This window comes from Brevibacillus sp. SIMBA_040, from assembly GCF_046535075.1.
Taxonomy (GTDB): domain Bacteria; phylum Bacillota; class Bacilli; order Brevibacillales; family Brevibacillaceae; genus Brevibacillus.
Map to the genome: position 1 here is coordinate 1 of NZ_JAWRXI010000196.1, position 269 is coordinate 269.

The 269-nt window shown below is 33.5% G+C and carries 1 protein-coding gene; it reads left to right on the forward strand.

The features are described 5' to 3' along the window. The coding region (locus tag SB752_RS32530; protein WP_410719516.1) for a hypothetical protein at positions 1-247 on the forward strand (247 nt) is incomplete at its 5' end. Between the last annotated feature and the right edge of the window lie 22 nt (positions 248-269).

The window sequence follows — 269 nt, forward strand, 5'->3', positions numbered from 1 at the left end:
TCTGTCAACAAAATCTCCTGAGATTAAGGCGTCAGAAACAGTTACATTAGGAGTTGAAGATGAAGAGTGGATATATAATTTGTTTGAGAAAATAGAACCGGAAAAATTTGAATTATTTCCTAATATTAAATTATTATTGGATCCTGACCCAAGAACTCGTCCTGCGCTATATCCAATAATATTATTAAAATTTATTGAGTTACCTGAACCTGTACCTGCGTTAGTCCCAATCACGTTATTCCCCTGAGCGTATAAGGAATTATTAAATG